This window comes from Paraburkholderia sp. SSBN10T (assembly GCF_056619545.1).
In genome coordinates this window covers 56,477-76,248 of record NZ_JBWQQI010000018.1, presented here as the reverse complement: position 1 = coordinate 76,248, position 19,772 = coordinate 56,477, and the positions used below count along the sequence as shown (strand labels likewise).

18 protein-coding genes are annotated in these 19,772 nt (G+C 64.4%); 4 read left to right on the top strand and 14 right to left on the bottom strand.

From position 1 onward, the window contains the following. Positions 1-223: 223 nt before the first annotated feature. The 6 genes from AC1ECK_RS25195 to AC1ECK_RS25170 form a co-directional block, all read right to left on the bottom strand. Positions 224-493, bottom strand: coding sequence for an HPr family phosphocarrier protein (locus tag AC1ECK_RS25195; protein ID WP_480323932.1), 270 nt, complete (start codon positions 491-493; stop codon positions 224-226). Positions 494-545: 52 nt separating this feature from the next. Beyond that, positions 546-1,046: a PTS sugar transporter subunit IIA gene (locus AC1ECK_RS25190; protein WP_480323931.1), complete on the bottom strand. Its 501-nt coding sequence runs from the start codon at positions 1,044-1,046 to the stop codon at positions 546-548. A 325-nt stretch (positions 1,047-1,371) separates the two neighbouring features. Next, positions 1,372-2,328, bottom strand: coding sequence for a glutathione synthase (gshB, locus tag AC1ECK_RS25185; protein ID WP_480323929.1), 957 nt, complete (start codon positions 2,326-2,328; stop codon positions 1,372-1,374). Between the two features lie 140 nt (positions 2,329-2,468). Then, entirely contained in the window at positions 2,469-3,758 is a 1,290-nt protein-coding gene (gshA, locus tag AC1ECK_RS25180) for a glutamate--cysteine ligase (RefSeq protein WP_480323927.1), read from the bottom strand. A gap of 280 nt (positions 3,759-4,038) precedes the next feature. Next, the gene (locus tag AC1ECK_RS25175) at positions 4,039-5,526 is read right to left on the bottom strand and encodes an ammonium transporter (protein WP_480323925.1); all 1,488 of its coding nucleotides are present in this window, start codon (positions 5,524-5,526) and stop codon (positions 4,039-4,041) included. Positions 5,527-5,565: 39 nt separating this feature from the next. After that, complete coding sequence (locus AC1ECK_RS25170) at positions 5,566-5,904, bottom strand: P-II family nitrogen regulator (RefSeq protein ID WP_006048089.1); 339 nt, start codon at positions 5,902-5,904, stop codon at positions 5,566-5,568. Between the two features lie 418 nt (positions 5,905-6,322). Between AC1ECK_RS25170 and AC1ECK_RS25165 the strand changes: the two genes are divergently transcribed. Further along, positions 6,323-6,577, top strand: coding sequence for an accessory factor UbiK family protein (locus tag AC1ECK_RS25165; RefSeq protein WP_074300916.1), 255 nt, complete (start codon positions 6,323-6,325; stop codon positions 6,575-6,577). A 102-nt stretch (positions 6,578-6,679) separates the two neighbouring features. Then, positions 6,680-8,284: a YifB family Mg chelatase-like AAA ATPase gene (locus AC1ECK_RS25160; RefSeq protein WP_480323922.1), complete on the top strand. Its 1,605-nt coding sequence runs from the start codon at positions 6,680-6,682 to the stop codon at positions 8,282-8,284. A 330-nt stretch (positions 8,285-8,614) separates the two neighbouring features. On the opposite strand, the gene AC1ECK_RS25155 is transcribed toward AC1ECK_RS25160, so the two are convergent. Further along, positions 8,615-9,268 carry a hypothetical protein gene (locus tag AC1ECK_RS25155; protein WP_480323921.1) on the bottom strand — a complete coding sequence of 218 codons (654 nt, stop codon included), beginning with the start codon at positions 9,266-9,268 and terminating at the stop codon, positions 8,615-8,617. 160 nt (positions 9,269-9,428) lie between these two features. On the opposite strand from AC1ECK_RS25155, the gene AC1ECK_RS25150 reads away from it, so the two are divergent. After that, positions 9,429-9,962 (top strand): peroxiredoxin family protein, encoded by a 534-nt coding sequence (locus tag AC1ECK_RS25150; RefSeq protein WP_480323919.1) that lies wholly within the window; start codon positions 9,429-9,431, stop codon positions 9,960-9,962. A gap of 121 nt (positions 9,963-10,083) precedes the next feature. Here AC1ECK_RS25150 and AC1ECK_RS25145 read toward each other — a convergent pair whose 3' ends face one another. The 3 genes from AC1ECK_RS25145 to AC1ECK_RS25135 form a co-directional block, all read right to left on the bottom strand. Continuing rightward, entirely contained in the window at positions 10,084-11,436 is a 1,353-nt protein-coding gene (locus AC1ECK_RS25145; RefSeq protein ID WP_480323917.1) for a sigma-54-dependent transcriptional regulator, read from the bottom strand. Between the two features lie 48 nt (positions 11,437-11,484). Continuing rightward, positions 11,485-13,407, bottom strand: a complete 1,923-nt coding sequence (locus AC1ECK_RS25140) for a sensor histidine kinase (RefSeq protein ID WP_480323915.1) — start codon at positions 13,405-13,407, stop codon at positions 11,485-11,487. 165 nt (positions 13,408-13,572) lie between these two features. Further along, positions 13,573-14,856, bottom strand: coding sequence for a dicarboxylate/amino acid:cation symporter (locus tag AC1ECK_RS25135; RefSeq protein ID WP_480323913.1), 1,284 nt, complete (start codon positions 14,854-14,856; stop codon positions 13,573-13,575). A gap of 588 nt (positions 14,857-15,444) precedes the next feature. Between AC1ECK_RS25135 and AC1ECK_RS25130 the strand changes: the two genes are divergently transcribed. Beyond that, positions 15,445-16,326 (top strand): LysR family transcriptional regulator, encoded by an 882-nt coding sequence (locus AC1ECK_RS25130; RefSeq protein ID WP_480323911.1) that lies wholly within the window; start codon positions 15,445-15,447, stop codon positions 16,324-16,326. Here AC1ECK_RS25130 and AC1ECK_RS25125 read toward each other — a convergent pair. The 4 genes from AC1ECK_RS25125 to AC1ECK_RS25110 all read right to left on the bottom strand — a co-directional run bounded on the left by AC1ECK_RS25125 (position 16,299) and on the right by AC1ECK_RS25110 (position 19,749). Next, positions 16,299-16,763 (bottom strand): TerB family tellurite resistance protein, encoded by a 465-nt coding sequence (locus AC1ECK_RS25125; protein ID WP_480323909.1) that lies wholly within the window; start codon positions 16,761-16,763, stop codon positions 16,299-16,301. The two genes, AC1ECK_RS25130 and AC1ECK_RS25125, sit on opposite strands and share 28 nt — an antisense overlap. Positions 16,764-16,920: 157 nt before the next feature. Continuing rightward, on the bottom strand, positions 16,921-17,991 hold the full coding sequence (locus tag AC1ECK_RS25120) for an ABC transporter ATP-binding protein (RefSeq protein ID WP_480323907.1): 1,071 nt from the start codon (positions 17,989-17,991) through the stop codon (positions 16,921-16,923). 19 nt (positions 17,992-18,010) lie between these two features. Continuing rightward, positions 18,011-18,814, bottom strand: a complete 804-nt coding sequence (locus AC1ECK_RS25115; protein WP_480323905.1) for an ABC transporter permease — start codon at positions 18,812-18,814, stop codon at positions 18,011-18,013. Continuing rightward, positions 18,811-19,749, bottom strand: coding sequence for an ABC transporter permease (locus AC1ECK_RS25110; RefSeq protein WP_480323903.1), 939 nt, complete (start codon positions 19,747-19,749; stop codon positions 18,811-18,813). Before AC1ECK_RS25110 ends, AC1ECK_RS25115 begins: the two co-directional genes overlap by 4 nt. Between the last annotated feature and the right edge of the window lie 23 nt (positions 19,750-19,772).

Here is a 19,772-nt window from a genome sequence, read left to right as displayed (position 1 = left end):
AGCGACCCAGCGCGCGCTTCGACGCTGTGCAACGCAGCACGAGCCTGCGCCAGATTGCGTGCAACTATGGCACGCCTCGCTGACATCGCGCCTGCCCGAAGCTTGCGATACCGCGGCGGCGCAGTACGAAGCAGGCCACATCGCGATACCGATTGTGACGCGCTAAAAAAAACGCCGCGGGAAGCCGCGGCGTCATGACACAAACGAATCTGTGCGCGGCGCGTTACTGACCTTCGCCGAATTTATCAGCGATCAGTTTCAGTAGTGCGTCCATGGCTTCTTTTTCGTCGGGGCCTTCGGTTTCGATCAGCACCGTGCTGCCGATACCCGCGGCCAGCATCATCACACCCATGATGCTTTTTGCGTTGATGCGCCGCCCGTTGCGGCTCATCCAGATTTCCGCCTGGAAGTTACCCGCGAGTTGCGTCAGTTTGGCCGACGCGCGCGCGTGCAGCCCCAGCTTGTTCACGATAGTCGTTTCCTGTTGCAGCATGTAATGGTCCGAAGCGCGGGTAATGATGTTATGAAAGATGAAACTGAAACCGTTATAGGCTCGTCGAGCCTTGCTTTTGCTTGAGATCGGTCTCCGGCGGTGTGGCCGGCGCCGGTGCTGCGCAGCAGTCTGCCGCGGCCGATGGCGACGTTACCGCTGCGGGCGTGCCGGGAACGATCGCCTGCACGCCTTTGGTCGCCCCTAACAGCGCCTTCTCGGCCAGCGTGTCGAGCGGCGTGGCGCGATAGCAGACCGCACGCAGCAGCATCGGCAGATTCACGCCGGCCAGCACGCGCACCTGCGGCAACGAGGCGAGGCGCGCGGCAATGTTGGAAGGCGTCGCGCCGAACATGTCGGTCAGCACCAGCGCGCCGTTCTCTTCCTTGAGCCGTTCGATCTCGGAGTATGCGAAGGCGACCACCTGCGCGGGATCGCAATCCGGCGACACGTCGATGACGCCGATACGGGCCGGTAAGCCCCCGTAGACGTGCGCGATACAGTCTCTGAGCGCCGTTGCGAGGGGGGCGTGTGCAATGATCAGAATGCCTGCCATGTCAGCCTTGCTGCAAAAAAACGGCCCTGAACTGTGGCCCGGGTTTTAACCCGGTCGTCACACCCTCGACCGGCCGATGGTCAAGAGGGTCAGATTGGCGCTTCACGACGCCCGCTCGCCGGGCCTGTCCAGCCCGGCGGCGAACGCCTGAGCAACGCTCAGTTGCCCGCTGATGCCTGCCTGCTGGGCGCGGCCCCATGCTGCACGCCTGCCGGCGATGCTAACCGATACGGGTCGCCGCAGAAACGCGGGCATTGTAACAGGCTCATTTTCGCGCTTCCGCCACTTGTTCGCCCGGCGCCGCCGCGGCAGCCCTTCGCACCCTTTACCCGACCGCACGCTCCAGCGCATCGATGAACATCGCGGCGACGTCGAAACCGGTTTGATCCATGATTTCGCGGAAGCACGTCGGGCTCGTCACGTTCACTTCGGTCAGCCAATCGCCGATCGCGTCGAGCCCCACCAGCAGCAGGCCGCGCGCGGCCAGCACCGGCGCCAGCGTTTCGGCGATCTTGCGGTCGTGCGCGGTCAGCGGCTGCGCAACACCGAGGCCGCCCGCGGCGAGATTGCCGCGCACCTCGTTGCCCTGCGGGATGCGCGCGAGCGCAAACGGCACCGGCTGGCCGCCGATCAGCAAGATGCGCTTATCGCCGTCCTTGATCTCGGGGATGAATTTCTGCGCCATCACCGAACGCGCGCCATCGTGGCTCAGCATCTCGATGATCGAACCGAGGTTCATGCCGTCGGCCTTCACGCGAAACACGCCCATGCCGCCCATGCCGTCGAGCGGTTTGAGGATCACGTCGCCGTGCTCGGCGTGAAATGCGCGCAGCCTTGCGGCGTCGCGCGTCACCAGCGTCGGCGCCACGAACTGCGCAAATTCGCCGATCGCGAGCTTTTCCGAGTGGTCCCGAATCGCCTGCGGCTTATTGAAGATGCGGGCGCCGCCGCGTTCTGCAAGCTCCAGCAGCCACGTCGACGTCACGTACTCCATGTCGAACGGCGGGTCCTTGCGCATCAGCACCGCGCCGAAGCTCTTCAGCGAGCGCGGCGCCGCGGCGTCGGCCGCGTACCACGGGTCGCGATGGCCGTCGGCTTCGTCGCCGACAATCGCAAAACGCCGCACGTTCGCTTCGACGTCCGCCCCGGTCCATGCCAGGTGCCGCGGCTCGCAGGTGTAGAGCGTGTGGCCGCGCCGGGCCGCCTCGGCCATCATCGCGTAGGTCGAATCCTTGTAGATCTTGAAGTGATCCAGCGGGTCGGCGATAAAGAGAATGTCCATGGAGGTCCTGGTGCGCCCTGATGGGCTTGGCATTATGCGTTAAACAAGAGGCGGCGGCGTGAACCGTGCCGCCCGCCGGCCCGGCTCAGCGGAATGCGTCCACGGCGCCGGGATCATCTGGGCGGCGTTGCGGACGCCGCTCAGACCTGGATGGCTTCCGGATCGGTCTTTTCCAGCTCCACCGAGGCGGCCAGCAAGCCGAGGCGCGCCACCACGCCGTACATATAGAAACGGTTCGGCGGCGCCGCACCGGGCTTCGCATGCGCATCGGGCAACGCCGTGTGCTCGAAGCCGAGCGGCACGAAGTGCATGCCCGGGGCATTCAGGTTCTGATCGCGCTCGCGGCTGCCGTGGACGCGGTAGAAGCCGCCCACCACGTAGCGGTCGATCATGTACACGACCGGCTCGGCGACTTCCTCGCCAATCCGCTCGAACGTGTAGACGCCCTCCTGGACGAGCACGTCGTGAACCTCGAGGCCGTCCTTGGTGGCCGCCATCTTCGCGCGTTCGCGCTTGGTGAGCGCGGCGACTTCCGAGGCGTCGTGCACGGTCATCACGCCCATGCCGTAGGTGCCCGCATCCGACTTGATGACCACATACGGCTTCTCCGAGATGCCGTACTCGCGGTACTTCCTCGCGATCTTCTTCAGCACGCCGTCGATCGCCTCGGCCAGCGCCTCTTCACCGGTGCGCGCCTGGAAATCGACGCCTTCGACGTGAGCAAAGTACGGGTTGATCATCCACGGGTCGATCTCGACCATCTTGGCGAACTTCTTGGCGACGTCGTCGTAGCAGGAGAAATGCGTCGACTTGCGGCGCACCGCCCACGCGGCGTGCAGCGGCGGCAACACATACTGCTCGTGCAGGTTTTCGAGGATGGGCGGAATGCCGGCCGAGAGATCGTTGTTCAGAAGAATCGAACACGGATCGAAATTCTTCAGGCCGAGCCGGCGCGCCGAACGCTCGAGCGGCTCGAGGACGATCTTCTGACCGTCCGACAGCGCGATCGTGACCGGGCCGACAATGCTTTCGTCGAGCGTGCCGAAGCGTACGTTCAGGCCAGCCTGGCGCATGATGGTGGCGAGCCGCGCGACATTCTCCAGATAAAACGCGTTGCGCGTGTGGCGCTCCGGAATCACCAGCAGGTTCTTCGCGTCCGGGCAGATCTTTTCGATCGAGGCCATCGCCGCCTGCACGGCGAGCGGCAACACTTCCTGCGGCAGGTTGTTGAACGCGCCGGGGAACAGATTGGTGTCGACCGGCGCGAGCTTGAAGCCCGCGTTACGCAGGTCGACCGAGCAGTAGAACGGCGGCGTGTGTTCCTGCCATTCCAGACGAAACCAGCGTTCGATGGCGGGCGTAGCGTCGAGGATCTTCCGCTCGAGATCGAGCAGCGGGCCGTTTAACGCCGTAACTAGGTGCGGAACCATTGATCACTCGCAGACTGGAGAAAAAAGATTGTAGAGCAAATGCTTCGTCCATTTGGGGACGGTTTCTCCATTCGCAAGCAGAGGGACGGATGCATTCTCACTATTGGCGCAATAGCCGGCAGGAGACTGCTCCTGCAGAACAGTCTACCCCGATTCATCCCCGTAACAGCAAAGACCGCACCAAGAAAAAAGCCCGCCGGAAGGCGGGCCAAAATCGCTGCGCTTGATTCGTGATTCGTAAAACTGAAATCCTCGAAGCGGGATAAGCCTTTCTGAAAGCTTATTCGACGTGTTCGCCGTGCAGGCTCACGTCCAGACCTTCGCGCTCTTCCTCTTCCGTCACGCGCAGGCCCATCACCATGTCGATCACCTTCAGCAGGACGAAGCTGACAACGCCGCTGTAGATCAGCGTCGTCAGCACGCCTTTGGCCTGCAGGATCACGCTGCCGTCCGCGCCGCCGATGTCCTTCACCGCGAACACGCCGGTCAGCAGGGCGCCGACGATACCGCCGATGCCGTGCACGCCGAAGCAGTCGAGCGAGTCGTCATAGCCGAACTTGCCCTTGAGCCACGTAGCCGACCAGAAGCAGATCACGCCAGCCGCAATACCGATCACCAGCGAACCGGCCACACCGACGTAGCCCGAAGCCGGCGTGATGGCCACCAGACCGGCCACAGCGCCCGAAGCGATACCGAGTGCCGACGGCTTGCCCTTGGCGATCCATTCGGCAAACATCCAGCCCAGTGCGGCAGCAGCGGTTGCCACTTGCGTCGCCAGCATGGCGAAACCGGCACGGCCGTCAGCAGCCACAGCGGAACCTGCGTTGAAACCGAACCAGCCCACCCACAGCATCGCCGCACCGACCAGCGTCAGCACGAGGTTGTGCGGAGCCATCACTTCCTTGCCGTAGCCGACACGCTTGCCGAGCACGAGGCAGCAGACCAGACCGGCGATACCGGCGTTGATGTGCACCACCGTGCCGCCTGCGAAGTCGAGGATGCCGGCGGCCGACAGCCAGCCGGTCGGTTCCCAGACCATGTGAGCGATCGGCGAGTAGACGATGATCGACCACAGCGTCATGAACACCAGCATGGCCGAGAACTTCATGCGGTCAGCAAAGGCACCGGTGATCAGCGCCGGCGTGATGATCGCGAAGGTCATCTGGTAGACGAAGTAGACCGTTTCCGGGATCGTCGGAGCCAGGTGGCTGACCGTCAGCGTGGTCGCCTTGTCGCCGTGGATGTAATTCATGCCGGCCAGCAGGACACGCGAGAAGCCGCCGATGAACGAGCCGCCCGGCGTGAACGCGAGGCTATAGCCGATCACCGTCCAGACGATCGTCACGACGCAGGTGATCGCATAGCTTTGCATCAGCGTGGCGAGCACGTTCTTCTTGCGGACCATGCCGCCGTAGAAGAGCGCGAGACCCGGGATCGTCATGAACAGCACGAGCGCGGTGGAGGTCAGCATCCAGGCGGTGTCGCCGGAGTTGATCTTCGACGAGTCGACCGAGAACGGCGCGGTCGGTGCAGCCGGTGCTGCGGCAGCAGCGGCTGCCGAGGCATCAGGTGCGGATGCCGCAGTTGCAGTTGCCGGTGCCGAAGCAGCGGCAGCCGGAGCGGAAGCGTCCGGCGCCGGCGCGCTGGCCGTCGTATCGGCAGGCGCCGAGGCGGCTGCAGGGGCGGAAGCGTCGTCCGCGAGGGCGGCGCCAATACCGCCCGCAAGCAGCGATCCGGCCATCAGCAGGGACATCAATAATTTGCGCATCTTCGTTTTCCTCTTGTCGCTTAGTCGCTATCGTTCTAATTACAGGGCGTCCGCCCCGGTCTCCCCGGTGCGGATCCGAATCACTTGCTCGATCGGCGTGACGAAAATCTTGCCGTCGCCGATCTTGCCGGTCCGTGCCGCCCGCTCGAGTGCTTCGATCGCCTGGTCGACGATGTCGTCCGAGACCGCGGCCTCGATCTTCACCTTCGGCAGGAAATCGACGACGTACTCTGCGCCCCGGTACAGCTCGGTGTGGCCTTTCTGACGCCCAAAGCCCTTCACTTCTGTCACCGTGATTCCGGAGACGCCGATTGCCGACAAGGCTTCGCGCGCCTCATCGAGCTTGAACGGCTTGATGATTGCGGTAATCAGTTTCATGAAATCCTCGCTGTAGTTGCGTAACCCGTTTGCGTAACCTTGTTTCCCCTGAACCGTTGCGTCGACACGCGGCTACTGCTCCCACCCGTATCGGTGCAGTGCCGGTAAAAGCTCCCGGCAGTGCGCGCCGGGCAGTAACAGCAACTCGCATGCCATGTGACAATTCGGGCGACTGGAACCGGTGCCGTCGGCAGCCTTGGGCGCCCCCTGGCCGGATGGCCAACGTGGGCGGGCGACGGTGGCGCGCCGCCTGGATCGTTGCTAGAGTGTTCGCAGGCTCTGGATTCGAAGGCGCGCACCAAACGCGCTCATGCGGCGGGACGGGTAACGCAGCCATGCACCAGAAACGATCATTCGCTGATCCGGAGCACAGACGTAATGACATATGCACAATTTTTGTGCACCCAAGGGGAACACCATGAAACAACCGAACGACGTCTTCAACGATTTGCAGGCGCGTATGAGCGATCTGCTCAAGAACTCGCCGGCCAAGGATGTCGAACGCAACGTCAAGGCCATGCTGTCGCAAGGCTTCTCGAAGCTCGATCTGGTTACGCGCGAGGAATTCGATACGCAGACCCAGGTGCTGGTGCGCACGCGCGCGCGCCTCGAGGAACTGGAGCGGCGCGTCGCCGAGCTCGAACAGAAGCTGCCCGTGACGCACACGTCTTAAGGCCGGGTTGAATGCTGCACATCACCGGCAAGCGAGCCGTGACGTCATCAGCGTTTTAGGGAGTCGTGCGCGCCGCCGGCGCGCCGTCTGACGGGAGAACACATGTCGCTTGCCGTGGTGCGCAGTCGCGCGCCGGCCGCTGGCCGCGCGCCTGAAGTAACGGTCGAGGTTCACCTCGCCAACGGATTACCCTCTTTTTCGATCGTCGGCCTCCCCGATCTCGAAGTGCGCGAGAGCCGCGAACGCGTGCGCGCCGCGCTGCAGAACTGCGGCTTCGACTTTCCGGTGCGCCGCATCACCGTCAATCTCGCCCCCGCCGACCTGCCCAAGGAATCCGGCCGCTTCGACCTGCCGATTGCACTGGGAATTCTCGCTGCGAGCGGGCAGATTCCGGCCGAATCTTTAGCGCATCGCGAATTCGCCGGCGAGCTGTCGCTGACCGGGGCATTGCGGCCCATGCGCGGGGCGTTTGCGATGGCGTGCGGGACGGCGCGAAGCCATGTGGCGCAGGGACACGCCGAGTGCTCGCAGCAAGTTTCCTTGGCCCCCTCGGGGGATCTGACGCATAAGCGGCAGGTCTCGGGGTCCTCAGAACTCTATCTGCCGGCGGCGAGCGCGGCGGAGGCGGCGCTCGTGCCCGGCGTGGATGTCTACGGCGCATCCGACCTGCCCTCGCTCTGCGCCCATCTGGCCGGCGAACCGGATGGCCGGCTGACGCCGGTCGCCGCACCTGAGCTCCCCGCCACGCCAGCCACGCCGCCCGCCGACATGGCCGATGTGATCGGTCAGCGCGCCGCGCGGCGGGCGCTGGAAGTCGCCGCCGCCGGCGGTCACCACGTGCTGATGGTCGGGCCGCCGGGCGCCGGCAAGTCGATGCTGGCCGCGCGCCTGCCCAGCTTGCTGCCGCCCATGACCGACGACGAAGCGCTCACCTCGGCGGCGCTGCTATCGGCCAGCATGTCGGGCTTCTCGCCGGCGCAATGGCGGCAGCGGCCGTTCCGCGCGCCGCATCACTCCTCGAGCGCGGCGGCGCTGGTGGGCGGCCGCAACCCGCCGCAGCCTGGCGAGATCACGCTGGCACATCTGGGGGTTCTGTTTCTCGACGAGATTCCTGAATTCGATCGCCATGTGCTGGAGACGCTGCGTGAGCCGCTCGAAGCCGGACGCATTACGATTTCGCGCGCTGCCCTGCAGGCGGATTTCCCGGCGGCCTGCCAGTTGATCGCCGCGATGAATCCCTGCCCGTGCGGCTGGCGCGGCGATCCGAACGGACGCTGCCGCTGCACGCCGGAGATCGCGGGGCGCTACTTGCGCAAGCTGTCCGGGCCACTGCTGGACCGAATCGACATCCAGATCGAGATTCCTGCGCTGACCTCTGCCGAGCTCGCCGCCCGTTCCAGCGCCGCCGGCGAGCCGAGCGCCGCGATCGCCGCCAGGGTCGGCGCGGCGCGAGCCCGGCAACTGGCCCGGCAGAGCAAAACCAACCGCGAACTGAGCGGGCGCGAGGTCGATGAGGTGTGCCGGCCGGATGCCGCCGGTGAGGCGCTGCTGCGCGAAGCAGGCGATCGCTTCGGCTGGTCGGCGCGAGCCTATTATCGGGTGCTGAAAGTCGCCCGGACGATCGCGGACCTGGCTGGAGCGGAGGTGCCGAGCGGCACCCAGATCGCGGAAGCCGTTCAGTACCGGCGCGCGTTTGCGATCGAATAAAGCAAAAAAATAGCTGTCAAGACTTGACTTATGCACACAAAAGCATTCCTCACAAATTTACAGGCAATTGAAAGGTAGTCTTAAGGGGCTTCCTGGAGAGCCTTGATTTTATTGATCTTTCTGATTTTCCCCGAGACGGGGAAAAGTGGCCGGAAGCCCACGGGACGGGCATTTGCGGCATTCCTGGCAAGGTTCTCCACAAAGTTATCCACAGGCGCTGTGCGTAACGGGAAAACCCCCATAAAATCCGGCTATTAGCGCCATATCCTGCGAAGGAACTTTCACTGTGGGCAGGGATCCATGTCGCCCCGCTCGCCAGGTCGCGGTACCTCAATAAAGCTGAAAAGACTGAAAAAACTGGTCCACCTGCTCTTGCGGCAGCGGCTGGCTGGCGATGATCGCCGCCTGATAGACGTGCCGGCCATGGGCCACGAGCCGTGCGTAGATCGTCCGAGGTTCCTTGTCTTCGCCGGCCTTGCCGTTCAGCGTCATTTCCAGGCCGGACACCTGGCCGCCTGCCGCAAGCGGAATCTGCACCGTGTGCGCAGCGGGCGTCGCGCTGACATTGCGGGCCAGTCCGTCGCGCAGGAAGTCCAGCGCCGTGCGCTGCGTCAGCGGGTCATCGGACGGCAGCGTCAAGGTGCCGACCGCGAATACAGCCTTGCCGGCCTCGGCGGTTTGCATCGCCATTTGCATCGAGGTGCCGCCAATCTGGATCTGGCGCGCATCGTTGCTCGGCTTGGCCGGCAGGTCGACGGTGTAGCCGTTGTCGTTGTTCATGATCGTGCGCCAGTCGTAGGTCGGCGAACAGGCGGCCAGCAAACCGCCCACGGCCAGTACGCAGGTGGCGACGCCCAGCACGGCGCGCGCCTTCGCCAGACCCGAAGGCAAGCCGCGCAGGCTCGCGGTGGCAAGGCCTACGGCAAGATTGGTGAGACGACGCGGGGAGTAGAGACGAACAACGGCAAAGACGGGTTGGAGCATGAGGACGAAGCCGGGAGGGATCAAGACATAAAACCCCATTATCCGCCGATCATGCAGACACCGACAGCGCACCGGCCGCGTCCTGCCACCGCGCCGGATTGCGGCTACAATACGAACGCAACATTGCGCGCGTGCTGCGCGAAATCTCGAGGTCCCGTTCATGAGCCCTACCCCGTCTACCCCCGTATCGAAGCGCACGAGCCCGGTCCGCTACATTGCCGCGGCGGTTGTCGCCGGTGCAATCGCGATTGCCGGCTATTTCGCCTTCAACGGCCAGCAGCACGTGCCGGATGCCACTTTCACGCTGCTGTCGGGCCAGAAAGTCTCGACCGGCGATCTGAAGGGCAAGGTTTACCTCGTCAACTTCTGGGCAACCAACTGCGACACCTGCATGAAGGAAATGCCGCAGATGGTCGACACGTATAACCGCTTCAAGGGCAAAGGTCTGGAATTCGTCGCCGTGGCGATGAACTACGACGCGCCCATGTACGTCACCAACTACAGCGAGACGCGCCGTCTGCCGTTCAAGGTGGCCATGGATGACGGCTCCGCGGCCAAGCAGTTCGGCAATGTGCAACTGACGCCGACCACCTTCGTGGTCGACAAGGACGGCAAGATTCTCAAGCGCTACGTGGGCGAGCCGCAGTTCGCCGAGCTCGACCAATTGCTGGAAAAGGCGCTGAACGCCGCCTGACGTAGCGAAGCATCGAATAAAAACGCGCCGGTAGCGGGCTTGTCCGCTACCGGCGCGTTGCTTTTGGGGCCTGCCGGCCAAGGGTCCGGGCCAAGTCCACGGCCCCGGGTCACGGCGGCGCTCAACGCTCGCCGTCCCCCTTCACCGCGATCCCGTAGCGCTTGATCTTCTCGTAAAGCGTCGCCTTGCCCAATTGCAAGCGGTCCGCCGTCACCGCCACCGCACCGCCCGTCTGTTCCAGCGCCTGGGCGATTACGGCCCGCTCGAACTGCTCGACGCGCTCCTTGAGCGACTGCGCGTCCGCCGCCTCATCCACCGAAGCTGTCATCGGATCCTCCGCCACGCCGAGCACAAGGCGGTCGGCGGCATTGCGCAGTTCCCGCACGTTGCCCGGCCAGTCGCGCTGCATCAGGCCTGCCCGCTGACGCTCGGTCAGGATAGGCGCGGGACGCTCGTAGCGCACCGCAGCGTCGAGCAGGAAATGCTCGAACAGCGGCACGATGTCTTCGCGCCGCTCCGCAAGCGGCGGCAGCGCAATCGTCACCACATTCAACCGGTACAGCAAGTCGCGCCGGAACGTGCCGGCCGCGACATGCTCGGTCATGTCGCCCTTGGCGGCGGCCACGATGCGGCAATTGACGCGAATCGGCTGGTTCGAGCCGAGGCGCTCCAGCACGCCGTCCTGCAGTACCCGCAGCAACTTGACCTGCAGCCCGAGCGGCATGCTCTCGATTTCATCGAGAAACAGCGTGCCGCCCGATGCGTGCTCGAGCTTGCCGATGCGCCGCTTTGCCGCGCCCGTAAACGCGCCGGGCTCGTAGCCGAACATCTCCGACTCGAACATCGGTTCCGGCAACGCGCCACAATTGACCGCGATAAACGGCTTGTCACGTCGTGGCGACAGTTCGTGCAAGCTACGCGCAATCAGTTCCTTGCCCGCGCCGGTATCGCCGTTGATCAGCACCGACGCATCGGTGGGCGCGACATTCGCAATCAGCCGCCGTACCTGCTCGATCACCGGACTGCGGCCGATGATGCGCGGCGCCACCGCGTTCTGCCCCGCCAGCTCGCGGCGCAGCGCGTGATTCTCGAGGACCAGCGTGCGGCGCTCCAGCGCGCGCCGCACCGTTTCGATCAGGCGCTCCGACGCAAACGGCTTTTCGATGAAGTCGTACGCGCCGTCGCGCATCGCCTGCACCGCCATCGAAATGTCGCCGTGACCGGTGACGAGAATCACCGGGACATCGGGTGCGCGCTCGTGGCATTGGGCGAGCAGATCGAGCCCGCTCGCGCCCGGCAAGCGGATATCGCTGACGATCACGCCCGGAAACTCCGCGCTGATGGCGCGCGTCGCCGCTTCCACCGACGCATAGCCGGTGACGTCGAACCCGGCGAGCTGCAGGCTTTGCACGCTCGCGCGGCGCACCAGTTCGTCATCCTCGATATACAGCACCGGCAAACTATTGTTGACCATTGTCCTTACCACCTTAAAGCGCCCGAGCGCATCTGAAGCCGCCTGAATTCAAGGCCCCGCAACGAGCGGATCGGTTGCCTGCACGCGCACCCGGCGCAGCGTCAGCACGAACAGCGCGCCACCGTTCGGCGCGTTGCGCGCCACCAGCGAACCGCCTGCGTCGCGCGCAATCGACGACGAGATCGCGAGGCCGAGCCCCAGTCCCTGGCCCATCTCCTTCGTCGTAAAGAACGGTTCGAAGAGGCGCGGCAAGACGTCGTCCGGAATGCCGGGGCCGTTGTCGTGGACCGAGATGGATAGCGTCGCTGGGGCCGCTTCGATTTCGATTTCGATCCTGGGCACAGCGGTGACCGCAGCAGCAATGGCGGCTCCCGGATGGCCGGCCCCCGCTTCACCAGCCGAAGCGTCCAACGCATTCCCCAGCAGATTGATCAGCACCTGCTCAAGCCGCAAGTCATCGCAGTTCGCGACCAGCTCCGGATGCTCGTCAGACGCATCGAAACGCGAACGCGTGCCCGCCTCGGCATCGACCACCGTCAACACCACCTCCACGCCCTGCAGGCGCTTTTGCAACAGCGCCAGCACATTGCGCAACGCCCGTGCGAGCGGCGCCCGCGCGCTGCGTGGCCGCGCCCGCCCCACGAACAGTTTTAGCTGATTGGTGATCTTGCCCATGCGCTCGGTCAGCGCCGCAATCGCTTCGAGGTTTTCGCGCGCCGACGCCTGATCGCCGCGCTCCAGCAACACCCGTGTGTTATCCGAGAACCCACGCAGCGCGGCCAGCGGCTGGTTCAGCTCATGCGTGATGCCCGCCGCCATCTGGCCAAGCGCCGCCAGCTTGCTCGCCTGGATCAGTTCGTCGTGCGCGGAGCGCAGTTCCTGCTCGGCACGCGTGCGTTCGCTCACTTCCTTCTTGAGCTGCTCGTTCGCCTGCGACAGATCCGCAGTCCGCTCCGCCACTCGCTGATTCAACTCCGCATACGCGCGCTGCAGCAGCTCACGGCTACGCATCATCTCGCGCACGCGCGCCCGCCGGGTTCTCCAGTAGAACGCCAGCAGGCACAGCGTGACGTAGCCAAAGCCCGTGACGATAGCGGCGTTGCGCGCGTCGGCGTCGACCGGCTCGACGCTCGCCATCGTGATCAGTTGCCAGTCGGGCTCGCCGATTGCCCGCCGCGACGCCAGATAGCGCGGCGCATACCGCCCGCCGCCGACGCGCACGATCTGCGCATCGCCTTCGAGCGTACGCTCGATCGTCACCGGCAGCGGCGGAATCTCCTGCTGCGCATACTGGCGCGTCTGATAAATCGAGTTGGCCACCGCCCCCGACAACGGCCGCACCGTGTGGTATTTCCACGCCGGCATCGACGACAGAAAAATCACACCGTGATCGTCGGTGACGATCAGCGGCTCAGAGGCATCCGCGCCCTGAAACCATTCCAGATTGAGTTTGACGACCGCCACACCGACGATCTTGCCCTCGCGCCGCACCGGTTGCGAGATGTAGTAGCCGGGATCGTGCGAGATGGTGCCGATGCCGAAAAAGCGACCCACGCCGCCCTTCACTGCATCCATGAAATACGGCCGGAACTGATACTCGACGCCGACAAAACTCTCCGGCTCGTACCAGTTGCTCGCCGCGACACAGAGTCCGCCGGCCTGAATGATGTAGGTGGCCGTGGCCCGCGCGTGGCCGTTCAGGTCTTCCAGATAGCGGTTGGCGCGCTCGACGTTAGGCGCGCTAGGTGTGACCAGCACATCCTGTACGAACGGATGCTCGGCAAGCAGGTACGGCAGCGATTCGTAGCGCTCCAACGTGCTCTTGAGCGCATTGGTCGTACGATCGACGCGCACCGCGGCGTTGCGCCGCAAGCTGTCGATGCCGCGCTGCCACGTGATGCTCCACGTGAGCCCGCACGCTGCCACGAACCCGGCAACGAGCGCGAAGAGGATCAGCAGGCGGCGCGTCACGTTGATGGATTCCGGTCAGTGGGGTGCACTTATTGTGGCATAACGCGTCGGGGCGGACGGCGTGACGGCCGGGTGGTGGGCACCCGTGCCGTCAGCGCCTGCTCCACGTCCAGCAACCCTGGCAGGCGAAGCGGCGGCCCCGCGGACAGCGCCGCCCTACAACACTTACGCGCCTGCCGTTTCCTTCACGGTCACCACTTCGCCGCGCAGTGCCGCACGCAGCTTGTTGCGATCGAGTTCCTTCTCCCACGCCGACACCACCACGGTGGCCACGCCATTGCCGACGATGTTCGTCAGCGCACGGCACTCGCTCATGAAGCGGTCGATGCCCAGAATCAGCACCATGCCCGACAGCGGAATGGTCGGCACCACGGCCAGCGTCGCCGCCAGCGTGATGAAGCCGGCGCCCGTCACACCGCTCGCGCCCTTCGACGTCAGCATCGTGACGGCGAGCAGCGTGAGCTGCTGGGTAAGCGTGAGATCGGTGTTGGTGGCCTGCGCGATGAACAGCACGGCCATCGTCATATAGATGTTGGTGCCGTCGAGGTTGAACGAGTAACCGGTCGGCACTACGAGGCCCACCACCGAGCGCGAGCAGCCGAGCTTTTCGAGCTTCAGCATCAGTTGCGGCAGCGCCGCTTCCGACGAACTCGTGCCGAGCACGATCAGCATTTCTTCCTTGATGTACGCCACGAAGCGCAGCACGCTGAAGCCGACCATCCGTGCGATGGCGCCGAGCACCACCACGACGAACACAATCGAAGTCAGATAGAACGTGCCGATCAGCTTGAGCATGGGCAGCAGCGAGCCGATGCCGTACTTGCCGATAGTGAAGGCCATCGCGCCGAACGCGCCGATCGGCGCAAGCCTGGTGATGATGCGCACCACGCCGAACAGCACGCTCGAGAGGCTTTCGACCAGATCCGTGACGACCTTGCCGCGCTCGCCGAGCGTCGCCAGCACGCTGCCGAACAGCAAGGCGATCAGCAGAATCTGCAGGATTTCGCCTTGCGCGAACGCATCCGTGATCGTGTTCGGGATGATGTGCATCAGGAAGTCGACCGTGCTTTGCCCGTGCGCCTTGGCCGCGTACGAGGCGACTTCCTTGCCGTCGAGCGTCGCGGGATCGACGTTGAAACCCGCGCCCGGCTTCAGCAGGTGCGTGGCGATCAGGCCGAGCACCAGCGCGAACGACGAAACCACTTCGAAGTACAGCAGCGCCTTGCCGCCGACCCGGCCGACCTTCTTCATATCCTGCATGCCGGCGATGCCGGTGACGACCGTACAGAAAATGATCGGCCCGATCACCATCTTGATCAGCTTGATGAAGGCGTCGCCGAACGGCTTCATGTCGATAGCGAGGGCCGGCGAGTAATGACCGAGGACAATACCGACGATGATCGCGGCGATCACCTGGACATAGAGCACTTTATAGAAGGGTTTCTTCACGATGGTTCCTGCGATGTGGATGAGCCAGTGGCCTGCCACGCTGCGCATCATGCGAACGAATAGACGTGTCGCCTGTGCACGGCATCGGGCCGCGACAAGACGACGAATTCAGAAATACCGGGAGGGGAAATCGGACATCGTTGTCTCCATGCTTTAGTTGTCGGGCCTTTGCGGCCGCGCTTCTACTTTGCAAGGTCGATGCCAGCTAGATAGCCAGCCCTTCACTTTGATTTTTAAGGATTTTTTTGGCGCCGGGCGCGCCCACCGTCCAGCTTTCCAGAAATCCGGACGGTGGGCGTCGGGGATTCTGGACAAAAAAATGCCTTCCTCTCGGCAGGAAGGCATCTTCAAATGGAATATCGGAGACTTTATTGTTCGTGGGCTTCGGGTAGGGGTACCGCTGCGAAGCTCACATCTCAATATTAGGACGGTTCCGGCGCGCTTACCGTTAAGCATTGTCAAATCGCACACCGTCCTGCGAAGTGAACTGGGCAAGGTCGGCGTATCGACATCGTCGTTGCCCCATGACTTCGGGTAAACCAGTGATAAGCTGAACGACATATCGTTTTTTTCGAAGTGATGTCGCCAATGCTGAACTATCGCCATCTCTATTATTTCTGGATCGTCGTCAAGGAGGGCGGCTTCGCGCGCGCGGCCGAGCGCCTCGACATGGCCGTCCAGACCATCAGTGCGCAGGTGCGCGAGCTGGAAAAATCGATTGGGCGCCAGTTGCTGAAATCCGCGGGGCGCGGCGTCGCCATGACTGAAGCCGGCGAGACCGCCTTCAGTCGCGCGGAGCAGATTTTCCAGATCGGCGAAGCGCTGCTCGACGAGATACGCGAGGCGGGAGAGCAACGTATTGCACGGCTCGCCGTGGGTCTGTCCGACGGTATTTCCAAGCTCGCCGCTCACGCGCTGCTTGCGCCGGTACTCGATACACCGTCGCTCAGGCTCCTATGCCACGAAGGCGAGCATGCGCAACTGTTGTCGGAACTCGCGCTGCATCGGCTCGATCTGGTGCTCGCATGCCAGCCGGCGCCGCACAACGCGGACCTGCGCATCGTGAGCCAGCGCCTCGTCGGCTCGCCCGTCGACTGGTACGGCCCCGCGGCGCTCGTCCACAAGGCGTCGCGCGCCGGCTTTCCGCAGTGCCTCGCCGATTTGCCGGTACTCTTGCCCACCGGGCACGCCGCGCTACGCGCACGGCTGGACCGGTGGTTCGAGACAGCGGGAATCCGGCCGCGGATCGTCGGCGAATTCGAAGACAGTGCGCTGATGGCGGTGTTCGGCGCGCGCGGCCTCGGCGTGTTTCCTCTCGCGGAACTGGGTGCCGCGGACCTGTCCTTACTGCGAGGGCTGCGCCGGCTCGGCCGCGCGGACGGCGTGATCGAAGAGATCCACGCGATCCGTTCGCGGCGCGGCCAGCATCATGCGCTCGCCTCTCAGGTGGTCGACGCCGCGCGTTCGTGAGCACGCAAGACGCCTCGCGGGATACCGTGGCGAACGGTGGCAACCGGTGCCGGAGCGGGTCCCCACGCATTAAAAACGGCCGCTAGCACGGCGATTTCGCCATCCGCGAGATAGCCGTCGGCGATCGCGGCGGCGATACACAGGCGCATGACCTTGCGTCGCAACGCCGGGTCGTCGATCTCGCCAAGCAGCGTGGCAAGCATGGACGTGTCCATCTGGCCGACCGTCGGCGCGAGCGGCGCGTGGGTGATGGAGTGATCCTCGCACAGCGCCTGCACGATCTGCGCGAATTGCGCCGGCGCGAGACCGAGTTGACCGGCAATATCGAGCTTGTCGAGTGCACGCTCCTCGGAGCTGCAGACGTGCCCGTCGGAGGTCAGCACCAGCGCGACGATGCGTGCGGCGGCTTGAGGACTGTTGCGGGGATAGCTTCGCATGACCAGGCTCCTTTCGCGGACGATGTCCGCAGTGATGATGAGCCCCAGTTTGCGTCAGGTTCCGAATCGGATAAATCTGCTAATCCGGGAGTAATGGTTCGCAAAAACCGAAACATCCCCGGCTAGGCCGCCGCTTTCCCCTCGGCCGCCCGGTCCCCTACGCCGCGCCCTCTTCCAGCACCAGCAGGTTTTCGTGCGAGAAGCCCAAAGCCACCGGCTGGCCCCGCTCGGGCAAACGGCGATTCGGATCGTTGAACACATCGAGAGAAATCACCGCCTCCTTGACCCGCGCGCGGATCCGCACCACAGCGCCGAGAAAATTCACTTCCTCGACCGTCGCCGCCAGCGTGTTGCGTCCTGCCGCCGGCTCCTCCAGCACGATCGCCTCCGGCCGCAACGCCAGCAGACGCTTCTTGCCGGCGTCATCCGGCGCGAGTTGCTGCGTGGTCACGAGCTCTTGGCCATCGACCGCCATCTTGCCGCTCGCCGGGTCCACCACATGGCCGGACAGGATATTCAGCGTGCCGACAAACGACGCCACAAAGCGCGTGCGCGGATAGTTATAGATCTCCGAGGAAGTGCCGACCTGTTCGACGCGCCCTTCGTTCATCACCACGATGCGGTCGGAGATGGACAGCGCCTCCTCCTGGTCGTGCGTCACGAAGATCGACGTGATGCCCAGTTCGCGCTGCAGCGCGCGAATATCCTGGCGCAGCGAAATGCGGATCTTTGCATCGAGTGCGGAGAGCGGCTCGTCGAGCAGCAGGACCTGCGGCTTGCCCGCCAGCGCGCGAGCCAGCGCCACGCGCTGCTGCTGGCCGCCCGAAAGCTGCCACGGGTAACGCTCGCCGACCTGCGGCAGCTTGATCAGCTCCAGCATCTCGTCGACGCGCTTGCGAATCTCATCCTGCGGACGACGCGCCACGCGCAGGCCGAAGCCGATGTTGTCGGCGACCGTCATGTTCGGAAACAGCGCATACGACTGAAACACCATCCCGACCTTGCGCTGGCGCGTACGCAGATGCGTCACGTCGCGGCCGTCGAGGCGGATCACACCGCGCGTCGGGCTCTCGAAGCCCGCGATCATGCGCAGCACCGTGGTCTTGCCGCAGCCCGACGGACCCAGAAAGGTGATGAACTCGCCGCGCTCGATCTTCATGTCGAAATGATGCAGCGCCGTGTTCGCCCCGAAGGACTTGTGCAGATTTTCGATCTCGAGGAATGCCATGATTCGAAGCCTCAGTTCATCAGGGTTTTTGTCCGGCGGCCGCGCGCGATGCACCGCGCGCCGAGCCGAATACCTGGATCAGCCCCATCGAGGCCCAGGTGATGACGAACGCGATGATCGCGAGCGCCGACGGTTCGTAGGCGCGGTTTGCGCCGATCAGTTGCAGGTACGGTCCGAACGCCGGCCGGTCGAGCAGGCTCGCCAGCGTGAACTCGCCGATCACCACCGCAAAGGTGAGGAAAGCGCCGGACAGAATCCCCGAGCGGATATTCGGAAAGATCACCTTGAACAGGATGGTCGGCCAGCTTGCGCCAAGGCATTCCGCGGCTTCGGTCAGGGAGCGCACGTCCACCGAGGCGAGACCCGCATCGACCGAGCGGTACATGTACGGCAGCGACAGCGTCACGTAGCCGAACACCAGCAGCAAATCGGTGGCGCGCTCGTTGCCGGTGAGCGGCAGGATCGAGCTGCTGTTGTAGATGCGCAGGTAGCCGAACACGATCACGATGGCCGGAATCACCAGCGGCAGCAGCGTGATGAACTCCACCGCCGGTCGCAGCTTCGGCAGACGCAGGCGGACCCAGTAGGCCGTCGGCACCACCAGCAGCACGCCCACCACGATCGTCAGGACTGCCATCAGCATCGAGTAGCCGAACGAGGCCTGAAAACGCGGGTCGCCGAGCACGACGCGGTAGGCGTCAAAGCTATACGAATCGCGCCGCATACGCAGGCTGAATTCGAAGGTGGCGGCGAGCGGAATCAGGAAATACAGCGAGCCCACGACCATCGCGGTCCATGCGCCCACACGCGACTGGCTTTTCATCGACGCCCCCTTTCGGCACGCGCGCGCAGCCAGATGTAGCCGCCGTTCGACAGGCCGGTGACGAGGATCATGCCGAGCGCCAGTGCGTAGCCGAGATTCTGGTTATGCAGCACGTCGCCACGAATCTGCGCGTACAGCAGGATGGTGACGATGTTCAGCGAGCTGCCGGTCAGCGCATAGGCGGTCGCCACCGCGCCGAACGAGTTCGCGAACAGCAGCAGGGTCGCGCCGAGCGCGCTCGGCCACAACACCGGCAAGGCGACGTAGCGCCAGTAGTGCAGCGAGGTGCCGCCGAGGCAGTCGCAAGCCTCGCGCCATTCGCGTTTCAGACCGTCGAGCGCGGGCGTGACGATCAGGACCATCAGCGGAATCTGGAAGTACAGATACGTCACCGTCAAACCGGTGAAGCTCAGGATGCTGAAGCCCGTGGAGTACAGATTGAGGCCGACGTATTTCTTCAGCAGGACCGTGACGAGACCGACGCGCCCAAGCGTACAGATGAACGCGAACGCGAGCGGCACGCCTGCAAAATTCGAAGCGACACCGGAGAAGGTCATCAGCGTCGGGCGAATCCAGCCCGGCAGGCGCCCCTGCACGGCGGCCCAGGCGAGCAGCGAGCCGATCACGGCGCCGCCGGTGGCCGAGGCCGCACTGACCTTGAAGCTGATCCAGTACGCGTCCAGCACGCCCGGCTGGAACAGGTCGCGGAAATTCGCGAGCGTGAAGTGTCCTTGGGAATCCTGAAACGCGCCCACCATCAGAAAGCCGGTCGGCAGGATCAGGAACAGCAGGGCAAAGATGAAGAACGGCGCGACGCCGAGCCAGGTCAGGAACTGGGACGACGCCTGCGGTCCCTTGACTTGGGGCGTCGGCGTGGGCACCGGCGGAACCAGCAGGTCCGGTTGTGCCGACCCGACATCCGATGAAGCGGTCATAGGCCACCCTTGGGGCAATCAGG